The organism is Aeromonas aquatilis, from assembly GCF_054052405.1.
Genome location: NZ_JBSTYP010000046.1, coordinates 1 through 16322 on the forward strand (window position 1 = coordinate 1; position 16322 = coordinate 16322).

At 55.7% G+C, this 16322-nt stretch carries 8 protein-coding genes; 1 reads left to right on the plus strand and 7 read right to left on the minus strand.

Annotated elements, in window-relative coordinates:
• The 7 genes from ACW5W8_RS17040 to mnmL form a co-directional block, all read right to left on the minus strand.
• Positions 1-2032: retention module-containing protein (locus ACW5W8_RS17040; protein WP_498629005.1), on the minus strand; the 2032-nt coding region annotated here is incomplete at its 3' end.
• A 157-nt stretch (positions 2033-2189) separates the two neighbouring features.
• Positions 2190-4115 (minus strand): EAL domain-containing protein, encoded by a 1926-nt coding sequence (locus tag ACW5W8_RS17045; protein ID WP_498629007.1) that lies wholly within the window; start codon positions 4113-4115, stop codon positions 2190-2192.
• A 3-nt stretch (positions 4116-4118) separates the two neighbouring features.
• On the minus strand, positions 4119-4871 hold the full coding sequence (locus ACW5W8_RS17050; RefSeq protein WP_498629042.1) for a transglutaminase-like cysteine peptidase: 753 nt from the start codon (positions 4869-4871) through the stop codon (positions 4119-4121).
• 135 nt (positions 4872-5006) lie between these two features.
• Positions 5007-6326, minus strand: a complete 1320-nt coding sequence (locus tag ACW5W8_RS17055) for a TolC family outer membrane protein (RefSeq protein WP_498629008.1) — start codon at positions 6324-6326, stop codon at positions 5007-5009.
• Between the two features lie 38 nt (positions 6327-6364).
• Positions 6365-7798 (minus strand): HlyD family type I secretion periplasmic adaptor subunit, encoded by a 1434-nt coding sequence (locus ACW5W8_RS17060; protein ID WP_498629010.1) that lies wholly within the window; start codon positions 7796-7798, stop codon positions 6365-6367.
• Positions 7791-9935, minus strand: coding sequence for a type I secretion system permease/ATPase (locus ACW5W8_RS17065; protein ID WP_005337360.1), 2145 nt, complete (start codon positions 9933-9935; stop codon positions 7791-7793). Before ACW5W8_RS17065 ends, ACW5W8_RS17060 begins: the two co-directional genes overlap by 8 nt.
• Before the next feature lie 377 nt (positions 9936-10312).
• On the minus strand, positions 10313-11242 hold the full coding sequence (gene mnmL / locus ACW5W8_RS17070) for a tRNA modification radical SAM protein MnmL/YtqA (RefSeq protein ID WP_042083735.1): 930 nt from the start codon (positions 11240-11242) through the stop codon (positions 10313-10315).
• 611 nt (positions 11243-11853) lie between these two features.
• Between mnmL and gltB the strand changes: the two genes are divergently transcribed.
• Positions 11854-16311, plus strand: coding sequence for a glutamate synthase large subunit (gltB, locus tag ACW5W8_RS17075; protein WP_498629012.1), 4458 nt, complete (start codon positions 11854-11856; stop codon positions 16309-16311).
• Positions 16312-16322: the final 11 nt, after the last annotated feature.

The window sequence follows — 16322 nt, forward strand, 5'->3', positions numbered from 1 at the left end:
CCCCATCAGCACCGAAGTTGACCAGGCTATTGAGGGTCCCAGCGGCGCCGCTGGCGTTCGCACTCTGACCAGTCCCTTCGTTGTTGCCGCTGGTCAGCGCATCTTCCTGCACTTGACCACCAACCTGGGGCCGCTCATCCTCTCCCCCCGCCAGCACCGGCACATCATCTTCAACCTTGATGGCAAAGCTACCCGCCGGGAAGCCACCTGTCAGCGGGTCACCGTCACCGTCGGTGGCGGTCAGTACGCCAGAGAAGTCGATGCCCACGCCAGCCAGCTGTTCGCCGTCATCACCATCCGCTGTCGGATGGTCCAGCGGGCCACTCAGAGTAAAGCTGTAGCTGCCGTCTGCCCCTACGGTCAGGGTAAAGACCGGCACACTACCTGCACTGGCAGTCAACACATTACCCACCACGCTGTAGCTCAGCGCCACACCGCCGCTGGTCAGTCCCTGCGCTGTCAGACTGCTGACATCACTGCCAAGACCAAAGCTGCCTGCCCCATCAGCACCGAAGTTGACCAGGCTATTGAGGGTCCCAGCGGCGCCGCTGGCGTTCGCACTCTGACCAGTCCCTTCGTTGTTGCCGCTAGTCAGCGCATCTTCCTGCACTTGACCACCCAGAGTTGACCCGATATCACCAGCCAGAGTGGGAATGTCATCCAAAATAGTGATATCAAGGGTATCGCTAGCCGTGTCGCCATCGCTATCAGTCAAAACGACACTAAAGCTCTCGCTCAAGGAGGTGTCATTGGCAGGTCTTGTGTGGTTTTCATTGTCGCCAAGGGTATAGCTGTAGCTGACTTGTCCTGCACCAGTCACAGGGTTGTAGGTCACCGCGGTAATTGTCAGGACATTTCCTAACGGGCTAATAATTGACAGGGGAAAAGAGGTAGCAGATTGACCATTGGTGATGAGCGTAACGTTACCCAGAGCAAGACTTTGGACACCATCAGGGGCATTAAAGGTAAACACCCCACTTTGAGTTAACGCGGCTGCGTTAGGTGCCGAACCGTCGGCCAAGTTGGCATCACTGACCAACACCTCTCCCCCTTCCTGAGTAAGCCCATCAAGACTTACCTCCTCATCTACCGGAGTAATGGAGATAACGAGTGTTGAAGTCACTGTGTCCTGGCCATCAGTTACCTGATAGCTCACCGGGGGAACTGCGCCATCATAGTTAGGAGCCGGAGTAAAGGTATAGCTCCCATCCGGATTGATGATCAGCGTGCCCACTCCGGTAATGGTGGCAGCAACACCGGCAGGGACTCCGATATTGATACCCCAGTCATATGAAACGATAGAGGCATCAGCTGGTCCGTCAGGATTGGTGCTATTTTCGAGCAGATTCCCGCTGACCAGAGAGTCTTCGAGAGTCACGACGGTTTCACCCAAATCATCAAGCTGATTCTCAAGAATCAAATCTTCGGCCTGATTTTCATTGATGACAGCGGCCGTATCGTAGGTGGTATCAAACCCTGCAGCCGCGATCGTGGCATCGCCTGTTCGATCAATTGTTACGAAACCACCATTACCACTGGCCCCCGCAACCCCACCAATACCGCCACCACCACCGGCAGCAGGTGCACCACCAGCGGCAGAAGCCTCAAAATTCTGAGTAGGATCCACACCTTGAAGAATCGATTGCTGCAATGCGGCAATATCGGAAGGGGCGCCTTCGGTGGGCGAAGCTCCTTGCGGTTGACCTGGCTCAACCGACTCGGAACCCGTAGGTGAATTCTGTGCAGGTGTGTCGTCATAAGGGAAAAGTGCCAGCTTGGCATCATCCGCTATGGTCAACTTGGCTCCGGGTTGGAGGATTTCACCTTTTTGCAGAGGGCGGCTGCTTCCATCAGCCAACACAATCTCCACATTCCCTTCGATGGCTGAGACAACCACGGACTTGTCGATAATTTGGGTACGCATATCCATTGCTCCAACGTGACAGATCTTGATGTCTATACCGTAGAAGGAGATAGCGTTCTGTTCCGTTGCAAAAATGTATGCATTTCGATCTGTATCGAACAGGTACACGGAAAAAAATCGAAGAGTTCAGTTTTTTCAATATAAATCAGAGTCCTATAGGCAGCCCCATTCAGCACTACGTGTACTTTGATTATATAAAGATGGAGAAAAGAGAATAGATAGATATAAAAATGGCCCCATTCGGGGCCATTTTATGGCATCTTATTCAAGACAACGGAAAGGCAGGGTGAACAAATCCCTGATAACCATCGATATGCAGCTTGGAGAGCAACTCGACTTGATGTTGATCTTCGACGCGGGTCGCAATGGTGGTTACACCAGCATTGTGCGCCGCACGGCACACCGCAGCCAGGAATGAGGTGTCAGCCCCTGGCTCCATGACCTGGCTGGTATAACCGTGGTCAACCTTGACATAAGCTGGCGACAGCTCCTCCAGATAACCCAGCGACTGGAAGTGACGACCGTAGTGGTCAACCCCCCACTGGAAGCCATGTGCCTGCAAAGTGTCCACCAACGCAGCAACGTTATCTTTATGCTTCATTATGGCAACTTCAGGGATTTCGAATAGCAACCGATCTTTCAACTCGGCATACTCGGTCAGATAGCGAGTCAGCCAGGTTAAAAATTCATCCGAGCAGAGCGAGCCAGCAGTGATGTTGATCGCCAACACCAGATCAGACTGCTTTTGCAGTAAAGGAACGCAAGCATCGAGCACCGCCTGGTCAAACTCGCCACCCAGTTTGAACTGTTCAATTGCGGGCAAGAACTGACCGGCAAAATAGTCTGTGCCATCACGGGAGATAGAAGCAAACAGTTCGGCATGCAACCTGGCTCCGTTATCAAACCGGCAAGCTGGTTGGGCTTTGAAACGCCAGAGCTGCCGTGAGATAGCATCTTGTACCAGATCTCGCCAGGCCAGACGTCCCATCAAACCTTGCTCGGCGCCCCCTTCCATCACGACAGCACCGCGGCGTTCATTGCGCGCCTTGCCAAGCGCGTTATCGGCCTTGGTCAACAAGGCTGAAAGATCATCATTACCATCACGACCGGCAATGCCGATGACGGAGAGCGCATCGCCTTCGCCCATTGGATTCACGACCAGATCGGCAATGCGGCTATTAATCACTTCAGCCAATTCTTTTAGTTGATTGAGATCATCAGTTGGACAAAGCAGCGCATATTCCGTCGCGGAGATCCGTGCCAAGGCTGCGCCGTCCCACCCTTTTAATTGCTCTTTCAAGGCCTGTGCGATCGATTTGACCATGTTGTCTCGGGCAGCAAAGCCTTCGTCGCGATAGATATCATCCAGCATGTCGACCGCAACCAGCATGACACCACCTTGGCCAGCCTCCGCTATCCATGCATTAACCTGACCCACAAAATAGGCGCGGTTACCAAGACCCGACACGGCGTCGACATAAACCCGCTCACGCAATTTCTCGGCCTCATCGGCTTGCTCTTTGAACTGCAACGCCAACTTGCCGGAGAGGGTATTGATCGCCTGAACGACCTGCTTCAATTCATGAGTGTTCGGCTCCGGTATCATATGACCGAAATGGTGCAGCTCAATCTCGACGGCCTGTTCACAGATCTGTTTGAGTGGCTTGAGCAAGTAGTTAAGTGCTCTCATCAACAAAATGGTGGTGATCAAGAAACCGATTAGAAACCAGCTCGCAAGTTCGCTCATTCCGCGCCACAACTCGTAATAAGCTTGGCCGGGGTGACCAACCACTTTTAATTTTCCAAGCTGCAACCAGCCAGACGTCAGAATTGACTCGTTGGATACCTCGGGAAACAGTCCCAAATTGATAAACCACTGTGGCACACCCTGAATGGTGTTAGTATTTTCCTGCTCGATGACATCCTTTGATGCCAACAGTTCAAGGCGAACCAGTCGATAATAGCCACCATCAAAGATGGCCTGGATCACCGACTCGGCACCGACCTTGTCACCATTTTCCAGATAGGGGGTAAGCGCAAGCCCCAGTGAGGTTACCGTATTGATGACCGTTGTTTCCTGTTGCTGCGCCAGATAAGTGCGGGTTGAATTGAATTGCACCCAGTATGTGGCCGCAAATAACAATCCAAACAGCAGCAGCATGGTGGCTAATAACTGTCGATAGAGCGTCATAGGTTAATCATCCAAATTCACCACAGGCCGAGCCAATCGCCCCGATGTCATGCGATTGCGTAAATCATTCCATAATCCCAAGCGAGATGATTGACCAGCCAGTTCCCCTTGGCCACGCGCCTTCATCAACCACAAGTGACTACCGTTAAAGCTGTAAATAGGCACCAAATCCCGACGTTGACTTGCCGGACGGATAGAACCGATCAAATTGTCCAGGATCACAGGTACCGATGATGGCGTCTCGTAATAGGCAACAACCATATGAAACTGGTTATAATCAAGTGCCTTGACGTACACCATCCTCATTTTTTCATCCGGGATACCCAATTCAAGCAAAGTTGAATATTTGGCAATACTGAAATCTTCACAGTCTCCCCCGGCTGCCCCCAAAAACTCCAACGGGGTTGCCCAATAATCTTTCTTGCGCCACAACTTGATATCGTCAATAAAACGCATCTGATTGAAAAAATTATTCACCCGTTCGAGTTTTTTTGCTTCGGTCAGGGCCCTGCCCTTCGTCTCCATGACCAGCATACGCCAACTGGTGACTCGCTTGCCGGCTCTGGCGCCGTAGGTCTGCTCCGCCCGTTTGATCAAGTTGAGATCGTCCTGTGGCAGAGGCTGACTGGCACAGAGCAACAGTGAGAAGGGTAACAGCAGGATCCATAAGGAGTGGCGCAGAACACGTAGCGAGCGGTATCTCCATTCATTGAGGAGATAGCACCATCTGTCACCGAGCCCGCGCTGGAGTGTCACATCATATTCCTGCTGCATTATTGCTGCTGCACTCCTCAAACCCCGTGCAACCACCTGCTTTAGCCAAACATGGTGACTGCCAGCAGCAGTCACCATGATGGCGTCCATCATCCCGGCGGGATCATGGGCAAACGGTTATTGCTTGGCCTGCCATTCAGCGGGTTGTTTGACGCTAAATGCATTGAGCAGGCTGCCTGTCGCATTAAGAATGCGATAGTCCGCCAGCAGTGCATCATACTCGGCAGTGATGTAGCTGCGACGCGCCTCGAACAATTCGTTCTCGGTGTTCAATACGTCCAGCAAAGTCCGTTGACCCAAGCCAAACTGCTTCTTGTATGCCTGTACGGTATCGTAGCTGGCGTCAACATGCTCTTTCAGGAAGGTTTTTTGCTTGGCCAGCGACTCTTTCGCGTTCCAGGCCAGACGAGTACCTTCCTCCACTTGGCGGAACGCATTCAGATGAATGTCTTTCGCCTGAGAGTAGAGCGCCGATGTTGCATTGCTCTCTGCCACATCAGAACCGCCACGGAACAGGTTGTAACGCATCCGCACCATGGCGGTCAGGTCATCGTTACGGCCTTTGACCGCATCGATATCCTCATTCCAGTTCTGATCGACCTCAAATGTCACATTGGGGTAGAAACCGGACTTGGCGCCTTCATGCTGATACTTGGCCGCTTCGATATCCTGCAGTGAGGAGAGCAGGGTCGGGTGGACTTCGGTCGCCGTTTTCAGGGCGGTATCGAGGCTGGTCGGGATCAACTCGGTATTTGGCACCGGCTGTACCAGATCTTTGGGAACCTCGTTCACGACGCGGATAAATTCACTCTCTGCATCGCGATAGTTGTTCTCGGCAGCAGCCTGGTTCGAATAGGCTCGGGCAACACGACCATCGATCTGGGTCTGGTCTGCGGTAGAACCCAGCCCTGAATCAGTCCGCTTGCTGATGTCGCTGCGGATCTGCTCATGGGTTTCCAGGTTCTGTTTGGAGAGTTCCAAAATCTCCTGCTGGCGCAGCATATTGAGATACACCTCAGCCACCCGTAGCGCGGTGTTTTCCGCTTCGGAGATCATCGCCAAACGCTGGGCATTGGCTTCAGCTTCTGTTCTGGATACGTTGTTGCTGACATCAAAGCCATCAAACAACATTTGCCGCAGACTGAGTCCGGCTTCTTTACGCGTCAGTGAATCATCGCCCCTGAACCCAGGAGCACGAGTTGTAGGGCTATCAGTCTTTTCATAGCCTACACCACCACGCAAATCGATCGTAGGATAATAGCCGCCCTTGGCGCCATCATGCTGATAGAGGCGGGCCTGATAAAGATCAAACGCTTCCTTGATCTTGGGATGCGTTGCGAGTGTCTGTGCCACCGACTCTTCCAGAGTCTGAGCCTGCCCCAGGTTGGGGATCAGGGTGATGCCACTGACCAGCATGGCAACAATCGTTTTTTTCATGTTATCTCCAGTCATGTCTTGTTTTTTAGATTGTTGGCTTATCGTTCTCTCAGTGCCGACTGCTTTGCCCTTAATATGGGTTTCAGCAAATAGTCTAGGACACTTTTTTTACCAGTAATGATATCAGCACTGGCTAACATACCGGGGATGATGGGAAGTGCGTTAAGCTCATCGCCCAAGTAACTCTTCTCGGTACGCACTCGAACCAGATAGAAGGAGTTGCCCTCCTCATCCTGAATCGAGTCCGCACTTATCTGTTCAACCTTGCCATGCAATCCTCCATAGATGGTAAAGTCATAGGCAGTAATTTTGACGATGGCCTCCAGCCCCGGGCGCAGGAAGGCAATATCTTTCGGTGATACTTTGGCCTCCACCAGCAAGGTATCCTCCAGCGGCACGATCTCCATCAAATCCATGCCGGGCTGAACCACGCCGCCCAGAGTGTTGATCTTGAGCTTTTTGATGGTGCCTTTAAGCGGTGCGATCACACTGGTGCGATCAACCCTGTCTCGCAAGCCGACCTGCCCCTCTGACAACTGGCCAAGCCGCCCCTGCTTCTCATTCAGTTCGGTCTGCGAGTCAGCCCTGAACTTCAGCGCAATATCGTTGCGCTTGGAGATGGTCTCACGCAACACCGAATTGAGTTTTGGGATCAGCAGACGGTTGCTCTCAAGCTCTCCCTGCATCTCGTTGACCTGACGCTCCAGCTTGATTAGCTCCACTTGAGGCACTATACCTTCTTTCGCCAGTGGACGACTAATATTGAGCTCTTGTCTGGCCAGATCCACACTGCGGTTCACGGTGCGGATTTTGGCATTCAGCTCGATCAGTTCCTGCTCTTTCTGCTCGATCTGCTGACCAAGAATATAGAGCTGGTTCTTCAGGTTATTCAGACGATCCCGCTGTACCGAGCGCTCGCGGTTGGCATATTCGGCAAAGACGGTTTCATAACCATCGGGGAACTGGATAGGCGCCTCTCCCACTACTACTTGTTCACGCCATCCCAGCGCAGGCTCATTTTTCACCTCGACACTGGCCATCTCGGCGCGCAGACGGGCCACATCCCCCTTGAGGGTGACCACTTCCTGCTCACGCTCGCGAAAATCGGAGCGAAAACGGGTGTCATCGATGCGCAGCAGTGGCTGCCCCTTTTCGACGATGTCACCCTCCTTGACGAAGATCTCTTTGACGATCCCCCCTTCCAGGTTCTGGATCACCTGCAGTTGGCGAGACGGGATCACCTTGCCCTGACCCACGGTGACTTCATCAAGCTCGGCCCAGGCCGCCCAGACGATGGCACTCATGAAAAAGAGGAAACAGCACCATAGCAGGATACGAGCACCGGTCGGCGTGGTCAGCAGTACAGCCGCTGCGCCATCATCGACAAACTCCAGATGCTCGGGTGCAGGCAATACATCGCCGGAAGGCGTCTTTTTGCTGCGCTTGAACCAGTCCATGAGCCCCTTAACCATGGGACACCTCCTGCACGCGCACCTTGCCTTCCTTCAACTGCTGCAACACCACCTCTTTGGGGCCATCAGCAACGATCTGCCCCTGCTCGATCACGATCACTCGCGATGCCACATCCAGCATCGAGGTTTTGTGAGTGATGAGGATCAATGTAGTTTCCGGGCCCAGTCTGGCGAGCTCCTGTTTGACCTGCATCTCGGACTGGTTGTCCATGTTGGAGGTCGGCTCATCCATCACCAGAATGGGGGGATCATTGAGCAGGGCGCGTGCCAGCAGGATCGACTGACGCTGGCCACCGGAGAGCTGACGCCCCCCCTCACCTATCTGCCGATCCAGCCCGTTGGGATCCCGGTTGGTAAAGTTGGTGACACCCGCCCGCTTGGCTGCGCGCAAGACTCTCACATCATCCACCAGCGGATTACCCAGCATGATGTTGTCCCGCACCGATCCGAAAAAGAGAATGACATCTTGCGGAACACAGCCGATATTGCGACGGATCACCGCTGGTGGCAGTTGATCGAGTTCAAAGCCGTCGATACGTACCGAGCCATCGGTCGGTCGATACAGTCCCATCAACAATTTCTCGAGGGTCGTTTTACCCGCCCCAATCCGGCCGATAATCGCCACCTTTTCGCCCGGCTGAATGCGCAAATTGATATTGTGCAGGGTGCTGGTTTCCATTCCCGGATATTTGAAGGAGACATTCTCGAATTCAATGCGACCGGCAATCACCGGATGATGGATATATTGCTTGCCCTCCTCCTGCTCTCCCGGGGTTTGCATGATTTTTTCCAGAATATCCAGTGCAGATTTGGCCTGGTTATAACGGGTCGACAACACGGAGAGTTGCACCATGGGCGCAATGGCGCGGCTGGAGAGCATCACGGCAGCAATCATCCCCCCCATGGTGACCAAGCCTTCCGAGATCTGGTAAACACCGACGATCACCAGACCAACCGTCACCACCTGCTGGATATAACTGGCCAGCGAGGACATGGAGTTGGTAATGCGGCGCGTCTGTACGCCCCAGGTGGAAATATGGGACACGGCCTGTTCCCAGCGATGCTGGAACATGCTCTCGGCGCCGAAAATCTTGACGGTTTCCAGCCCGGAAATACTTTCAATCAGGTTAGCGTTCTTCTGGGACGCAAGGCGCGACCCCTCTTCGATGGACTGCTTGAGGGGCTCCTGAATATAGAAGCTGTAGGCGATGAGGATCAGCATGGCGACGATGGGGACCACCACCATCACACCGGCAAACATCCAGATAATAAAAAGGAAGAAGACGGCAAAGGGCAGATCGATAAGAGTAGAAACCGTCGCGGAAGTGAAAAACTCCCGCACCGATTCAAATTCCTGCAGATGTTTGGCGAACGCGCCAGTGGAAGCGGGACGAGATTCCATCCGCATACCCATCACCTTGGCGAAAATCTTGGCGGACAGTAGCACATCAGACTTTTTGCCAGCGATATCGATAAAGTAACTGCGCAACTGCCGCATCACAAAATCGAAGGTAAAGACCACCATGGCCCCGACCGCCAGCACCCAGAGTGAATCAAACGCCAGATTGGGCACAATCTTGTCATAGACGTTCATGGTGAAAAGAGGGCTGGCAATGGCAAACAGGTTGATCAGAATGGAGGCGATCAGCACATCGCGATAGATGCCGCGGGATTCGAACAAGGTGCTCCAGAACCAGTGTCCATCACGGGTTTCCAGCACCTTGGGAGAGCGCTCGTCAAACTTGAACTGCTTCTTCACGTAGAAGAGGCGCCCCAGATACTCATCACCCAACTGGGCTGCGGTTAGCCATTGGGCAGCATCACCTGCCTGCGGGAAAATCACTTTCCCCTGGCTGCGATCTTCGTTCCACTCCAGCAAAATGCAGGCGCCACCATTGCGCATCTGCAATACACAAGGCAGCAGCAAGGGAGAAATATCGGCCAGTGGCTGGATCACTTCACGGGCGGATAAACCGCCCCGCTCGGCAGCACGGCAAAAGAGTGCGGTAGTCAGGCGTCCGGAGACCAGTGGCAACCCGGTCGTCAGGGCATCCTGGCTGTTGGGCACACCATAAAAGCGGGTCAAGAAGACCAGACACTCCAATAACTCATCAATACGACTTGTTTCTGCTTGCATAGCATCCTGTCACTGCATAAATGAGGTAGATAAGAGCGTTCATCGCTCCTATTTCCCTGCTATAGCCACGCTAAAACCGAGTGGCCTTCCCGCTGATGAGACTGATCAGGGGATAAACCTGTCCAGATAGATCGCGACACTCATCCCCAATTTCCCGGCACAGCAGCAATGGCGGCATGATTCGTTATTGGTAAAAATAATCGGCTCATCAACACCATGCTAACACTGCAATCAGGGTGAATGTTGGCGTTAATTGATAATGACATCTATTATGGCGCACCACTATATCAACCGGCACGTAGCAAAACTATAGTTTAGGTTATGAAGTTTTTTATATAACCCTATGTTTTACGTGAAAATAATAATCTGGCGCTCAATTATAGGTCAGGAAGTATGAAGGGTCTGCCCAACGCGTGACCTTGCGGGCCGTTCAATGAGAGTGCTTTGGCAATGTCCGCCATGGCCGTCCAGCGATTTTCACACCAGGCTGGCGCCAACAGGGTTGGACGGCGCGCGGAGGCCGAAATCCGGTGATACACCACTTCGGGCGGCGTGTGCTGGATCATGGCAACGGCCGCTTCCACATACTGCTCCAGCGTCAATACCTCAAGGCGCCCCGCCTGCCACGCCTTGCCAAGAGTACTGCCCTCTACCACATGAAGCGGATGCAGCTTGATCCCCTCAACACCGGTCTCAACGATACGATGCAGGGTATCGAGGCTGTCCATCGGCACCTCGCCCGGCAGGCCGACGATCAGATGAGCACATACCTTGATGCCACGCTGATGGGCACGTCTTACCGCATCCTCATAGGCGGCATAACCGTGGCCGCGGTTGATCCGTTGCAGGGTCTTGTCGTTGGCACTTTGCAGCCCGAGCTCCAGCCACACCTCGTAACCCCGGGCCTGATAGCCCGCCAGCAGATCCAGCACCGCATCCGGCACGCAATCGGGGCGAGTGCCCACGCAGAGCCCCACCATATCGCTCACTGACAGCGCCTCTTCATACATCCGCTGTAGATACTCGACCTCGGCATAGGTGCTGGTATAGGCCTGAAAGTAGGCAAGATAGCGCTTGGCACGGGTGACTTCGTCCCGGCGAGCCAGCAGTTGTTGCACCACTGAGAGTTGCTGAGCCGACTCGTCGGCAAAAGAGGAAACGTTGCAGAAGGTGCAGCCACCACGGCCCAGGGTGCCGTCACGGTTCGGGCAGGTGAAGGCCCCGTGGATGGAGAGTTTGTGGATCTTCTGACCATGACGCTGCTTGAGATCCTGACCGAATGTATTGACGAGTTCGTGTAACTGCATGACACCTCCGCTAAAGGAGCGCCATTGTACGAGCTTGCGCAAAACAGGGGCTGAGCTGGATCAAGCTAGCGGAGAGGGTAAAACATATAAATACCCGACCAATTTTGAATAAATATAGATAAAAAGCGCAAAAAAAGGATTTTCACAGTTCTTTGACTATTCAAACAGTAAACATCCATATGAAAATGAGACCTGATAACCCACTGTTGAACAATGAAAAATTCAAAGAGACCCGACAGCACACAATTGCAAGCATGGGATATTGAAAATGTGATCCCTTCCGCTGTCGGCCACATCGGGTTGGTAAAATTACTACATTCGCCCATCGTCGCCGAGCACACCATTGAGCCCGTCAATGGCGATATATTTAACCAACAAAATCAAACTAAACAGAATAAACACTTCATAACCGCGAGCGAATCCCCCTAACCCGACATTTTGTTATGCAAATGTAATCATGAAGACAAACCTGACCTGCGATTGACCTCGCCAGAAAATCCCATTAGTTTGGAGATTCGCCACGTCAGGCAGACGGAACCACAAGAGCCAATCGCAATTTATGCAGTCAGGTGATGACTGTGCGATACAAGGCCGAGCAAGGGAGAAATGCAATGTCACTATATGATCCAAAGCTGGAGAGGGATAACTGTGGCTTCGGCCTGTTGGCCCACATGGAAGGGGAAGCCAGCCACAAGCTTGTCCGTCTCGCGATGTCAGCATTGGCTCGCATGCAGCACCGCGGCGGGATCTCCGCCGATGGCAAGACCGGCGATGGTTGCGGTCTGCTGCTGCAAAAACCGGACAGCTTCTTCAGAGCTGTCGCCGAGGAGAAGGGATGGCACCTTGGCCGCAACTATGCGGTCGGCATGCTGTTTCTCAACCCCGACCCTGTATTGGCCCAGCAGACCCGCGACATCATCGACGAAGAGCTGGAAAAAGAGACCCTGAGTCTGGTCGGCTGGCGCAAGGTGCCTGTCGATACCAACGTACTGGGTACCATCGCCAAAGCCTCCCTGCCCAGCATTGAACAGGTCTTTGTCAACGCCCCGCCCGGCTGGGTCGACAAGGATCTCGAGCGCCGCCTCTATATCGTGCGTCGCCGCATCGAAAAGCGCGTCAACGACGACTACTTCTATGTGGTCAGCCTCTCCAACCTGGTCACCGTCTATAAAGGGCTGTGCATGCCGGTGGACTTGCCGCGTTTTTATCTCGATCTCGCCGACATCCGTATGCAGGCCGCCATCTGTGTATTCCACCAGCGCTTCTCCACCAACACCAGCCCGCGCTGGCCGCTGGCGCAGCCGTTCCGCTATCTGGCCCACAACGGCGAGATCAACACCATCGCCGGCAACCGTCAGTGGGCCAAGGCACGCAGCTACAAGTTTGCGACGCCGCTCATTCCCGATTTGCAGGAAGCCGCCCCCTTCGTCAACACCACGGGGTCGGATTCCTCCAGCCTCGACAACATGCTGGATCTCTTCCTCGCCGGTGGCATGGACCTGTTCCGTGCCATGCGTCTGTTGATCCCGCCTGCATGGCAAAAGCACCCGAACATGGATGACGACCTTCGCGCCTTCTACGACTTCAACTCCATGCACATGGAGCCGTGGGACGGCCCGGCCGGTATCGTCATGACCGACGGCCGCTACGCCACCTGTGCACTGGACAGAAACGGCCTGCGTCCGGCCCGCTACGTCATCACCAAGGACAAGTTCATCACGCTGGCCTCCGAAGTTGGCACCTGGGACTACACCCCGGACGAAGTGCTGGAGAAGGGCCGGGTCGGCCCGGGCGAGCTGTTCGTGGTCGATACCAGCAACGGCAAGGTGTGGACCAGCTTCGAGATCGATGACGATCTCAAGAACCGCCACACCTACAAGCAGTGGATGGACAAGCACTGCACCCGACTGGTGCCGTTCGAGCAGATGGACGACAGCCAGACCGGCCGCCGCGAATTTGCCGACGACCAGCTGAAAACCTATCAGAAGCTGTTTGGCTACTCCTTCGAGGAGCTGGATCAGATCATCCGGGTTCTCGGTGAAAATGGTCAGGAAGCGGTGGGCTCCATGGGGGATGACACTCCGATGGCCGTGCTCTCCTCAGGTTCGCGCACCCTCTATGACTACTTCCGCCAGATGTTTGCGCAGGTGACCAACCCGCCCATCGATCCGCTGCGGGAGAACCACGTCATGTCTCTCGCCACCTGTATCGGTCGCGAGCAGAACGTCTTCAACGAGACCTTCGGCCACGCCCACCGGGTGCTGTTCCAGTCACCGATCCTGCTCTACTCCGACTTCCACCAGCTGCTGGCACTGGAGGGAGAGTACTACCGGCACAAGGTGATCAGCCTCAACTTCAAGCCCGAAGAGGGGCTGGAGGCCGCCATCCTGCGCATCTGCGAGGAGGCCAAAGCTGCCGCCAGGAGCGGTACCGTGCTGCTGGTGCTGTCGGATCGCGACATCAGCATCGATACCCTGCCGATCCCGGCCGCCATGGCGGTGGGTGCGGTACAGCGGACTCTGGTGGACAACAACCTGCGCTGTGACGCCAACATTCTGGTGGAGACCGCAAGCTGCCGTGATCCGCACCACTTCTCGGTGCTGCTGGGCTTTGGCGCGACCGCCATCTACCCCTATCTGGCCTACGAAACCTTGGCCAAACAGGTTGAAGAGGGGGTGCTCGCCATGCCCCTGCGCCAGGCGATGGTCAACTACCGCAACGGCATCAACAAGGGGCTCTACAAGGTGATGTCCAAGATGGGCATCAGCACGGTCGCCAGCTACCGCTGCTCCCAGCTGTTTGAAGCGGTGGGTCTGGCCAAAGCCGTGGTCGAGACCTGTTTCCGTGGCGTATCGAGCCGCATTCAGGGCGCCAACTTTGCCGACATCCAGCAGGATCAGCTCAAGCTCGCCCGTCAGGCCTGGCTGGCCCGCAAGCCCCTCGCACACGGCGGCCTGCTCAAATTCGTTCACGGCGGCGAGTACCACACCTACAACCCGGATGTGGTGCAGACCCTGCAAACCGCGGTGCGCTCCGGCAACTATGCCGATTACAAGGAGTACGCCCGTCTGGTTAACGAGCGCCCGGTCTCTACCCTGCGTGATCTGCTTGCCCTGAAAAAGGTCGACAATCCGGTCGCACTGGATCAAGTGGAGCCAGCCGACAAGCTGTTCCCCCGCTTTGACTCTGCCGCCATGTCCATCGGCGCCCTCGGCCCCGAGGCCCACGAGGCGCTGGCGGTAGCCATGAACCGCCTCGGCGGTCAGAGCAACTCAGGGGAAGGGGGCGAAGATCCCAAGCGCTTCGGTACCGAGAGGAACTCCCGTATCAAGCAGGTGGCCTCTGGCCGCTTTGGTGTTACCCCCCACTACCTGATGAACGCCGATGTGGTGCAGATCAAGGTGGCACAGGGCGCCAAGCCAGGCGAAGGGGGCCAACTGCCCGGTGACAAGGTCACCGCCCAGATCGCCCAGCTGCGTTACTCCGTGCCTGGCGTGACCCTGATTTCGCCGCCGCCGCACCACGATATCTACTCCATCGAGGATCTGGCCCAGCTCATCTTCGACATCAAGCAGATCAACCCGAGCTGTCTGGTGTCGGTGAAGCTGGTCTCCGAACCCGGCGTGGGCACCATCGCCTGCGGCGTGGCCAAGGCCTATGCCGACTTCATCACCATCTCCGGTTATGACGGCGGTACTGGCGCGAGCCCCCTCACCTCGGTCAAATACGCCGGCTCCCCGTGGGAACTCGGTCTGGCTGAAACCCAGCAGGCGCTGGTCGCCAACGGCCTGCGCCACAAGGTGCGGCTGCAGGTGGATGGCGGCCTCAAGACCGGTCTCGACATCATCAAGGCAGCCATCCTCGGCGCCGAGAGCTTCGGTTTTGGCACCGGCCCCATGGTGGCGCTCGGTTGCAAATACCTGCGGATCTGCCACCTGAACAACTGCGCCACCGGCGTTGCCACTCAGGATGAGAAGCTGCGTCGCGAGCACTTCACCGGCCTGCCGGAGATGGTGATGAACTACTTCAAGTTCATCGCCGAAGAGACCCGCGAGCTGATGGCTCAGCTGGGCGTCACCCAGCTGACCGACCTGATTGGCCGCACCGATCTGCTGGAAGCCCTGCCCGGCCTCACCGCCCGTCAGGCCAAGCTGGATCTCTCTGGCATTCTGGCCCGTCCGGTTGCTCCGGCAGGCTCCAGCCTGTTCAGCCAGCAGCACAACCCCACCTTCGACAAGGGGCCGCTCAACCTGAAAATGGTGGAAGATCTGCTGGAGTCGGTGGAAACCTCAAGCGGCGGCGAGTTCCGCTACGATATTCGCAACACCGACCGCTCGGTGGGTGCGCGCCTCTCGGGCGAGATCGTCAAACGTCACGGCAACCAGGGGATGGCGGCAGATCCGGTCAAGGTGCACTTCAACGGCACCGCTGGCCAGAGCTTCGGCGTCTGGAACGCGGGTGGCCTCGAGATGATCCTCACCGGCGATGCCAACGACTACGTGGGCAAGGGGATGACCGGCGGCAAGCTGGTGATCAAGCCCCATGTCGGCGTGGCGTTCAAATCCCATGAAGCGGCCATCATCGGCAACACCTGCCTCTACGGCGCCACCGGCGGCAAACTCTACGCCGCGGGCACTGCCGGCGAGCGTTTCGCGGTGCGCAACTCCGGCGCCCTGGCGGTGGTCGAGGGGATTGGCGACAACGGTTGTGAATATATGACCGGCGGCATCGTCACCGTGCTCGGTCAGACTGGCGTCAACTTCGCGGCGGGTATGACCGGCGGCTTTGCCTACGTGCTCGACGAGTGCGGCAACTTCGCCAAGCGCACCAACCCCGAGCTGGTGGAACTGCTGGACGTGGCGGATCTCGCCATCCATCAGGAGCACCTGCGCGGCATCATCACGGCGCACCTCAATGAGACCGGCAGCTCGCGCGCCGAGGAGATCCTGGCCAACTTCGACTCCTATGTGCCCAAGTTCAGGCTGATCAAACCCAAGTCCAGCGACGTGAAATCGCTGTTGGGTCACACCAGCCGTTCCAGTGCAGAACTCAGAATCCAGGCGCAATAAGGAGGGAACCC